This window comes from Vibrio sp. 2033 (assembly GCF_033339735.1).
Window position 1 is genome coordinate 1 of sequence record NZ_JAWOVC010000075.1, and the last position, 1,606, is coordinate 1,606.

General features: G+C 47.5%; 3 protein-coding genes. All 3 read right to left on the minus strand.

What is annotated here, in order from left to right; translation table 11 throughout:
- A partial coding sequence (locus R7P74_RS24670) for a transcriptional regulator (RefSeq protein WP_318123281.1) occupies window positions 1–337 on the minus strand: 337 nt, incomplete at its 3' end.
- Window positions 337–1,269 (minus strand): ABC transporter ATP-binding protein, encoded by a 933-nt coding sequence (locus R7P74_RS24675; protein ID WP_169610389.1) that lies wholly within the window; start codon window positions 1,267–1,269, stop codon window positions 337–339. The genes R7P74_RS24670 and R7P74_RS24675, both read right to left, overlap by 1 nt.
- The coding region (locus tag R7P74_RS24680; RefSeq protein ID WP_443293317.1) for an ABC transporter ATP-binding protein at window positions 1,266–1,606 on the minus strand (341 nt) is incomplete at its 5' end. The genes R7P74_RS24675 and R7P74_RS24680, both read right to left, overlap by 4 nt.

The following is a 1,606-nucleotide window of genomic DNA, read 5'->3' on the forward strand; positions in this document are numbered from 1 at the left end:
ATTCCAACGCTAATACGGTCAAATGCTGTAAACGTTTTAAGCACCAATCTTTACGCAGAATATCACTCATGGGGTGGCATGCCGCTTGTTCGAGCTTCGCGCTTGCATAGAGCAGAGTTTGGTAAGCTTTGTGATGGTCTTGATACCTGGCGTATTGAAATACTCTCAAACATCCATCTAGCCAGCAGGCGATGGCTTTGCTTTGTTGATCAGACAGCTTAGGACCAAACACGGTATCAGGAGCTTCGTACAAGATCGCTTCTAACACGTCTACTTGATCATGCTTCCTAGTTTCATACCAATCCGAGATTTGATCTTGCCAGGAGGTCAGTTCCATCATGCAGCCTCAATCCATTGTTTAACAAAGTGATTCGGACCAACTTGATCATATTCATCAACCACAACACTGCTGCGATGACGGATCTCATCGGCATCTATTGAGTAGTTTGGTTCATTTTTTACCAAGTTTCCAAATGGCAGATCAGGATCGGGTACGGCTGAGATCAACAACTTAGTGTATGGGTGCTGTGGATTTTTCAAGATCGCGTGCGTGTCACCCCATTCAACGATTTGCCCTTTATACATCACCGCTGTTTCTTCAGCGATGTAGTGCGCGGTGGCGAGGTCGTGGGTAATGTACAAAAAGCCAATCCCAAGCTCTTGCTTCATATGCTGCATCAAGTTCAATACGCCCAAGCGAATTGACACATCCAGCATCGATGTTGGCTCATCGGCCAAAATTATTTGTGAACCGACGGCCAGTGCGCGTGCGAGATTTACTCGCTGACGCTGACCGCCGCTGAGTTCGTGCGGGTACTTGTTTAATGTCTCTTCTGGCAATTCCACCAGCTTGAGAAGTTCGTCCAATCTCGCCGGGATCTCGCGGTCATGCTGCACCTGCTTGTGGATTTTCAACGGGCGAGTTAGATGATGACGAATTGTGTGGGTAGGGTTCAGCGATCCAAAAGGGTCTTGAAACACCATTTGTACCTTACTGCGATAATCTTGAATATCGTGTCGTGAGGTGATGTCATTGATGTTGGTGCCGTTAAATAGAATTTCCCCTTCGCTCGCCGGGTAAACCTTTGTGATTAGCCTTGCACACGTGCTTTTACCGCAGCCTGATTCGCCAACGAGAGCCAATGTTCGCCCAGCGTAAAGATCAAAACTGACGCCTTGCAACGCTCGAAAAGTCTCTTCTTTGGCAAAGCCACCGCCCACAGTGAACTCTTTGATCACGTTTTTCATTTGAATGATCGGTTGACTCATGCTGGTGCTCCTTGTTGCTCTGGCTGCTTGTGAACATCGTGAATATTGGGGAACGAGGCCCACAATTTTTGCGTGTAAGGGTGTTGTGGGTGATTGCGGATCTCGTAAGCGTGATTGACTTCTACGATCTCACCATGGCGCATGATGGCGATGCGGTCGCACAGTTGGCTCATCAAAGCTAAATCGTGGGTGATGAAAAGAACTGAGAAACCAAATTCTTCTCTCAGCTGATAAATTTGTTGCAGGATCTCTCGCTGCACCACCACATCAAGCGCTGTCGTTGGTTCATCCATAATGATGAGCTTAGGGTTTAAAGACAGCGCGATGGCAATAACCA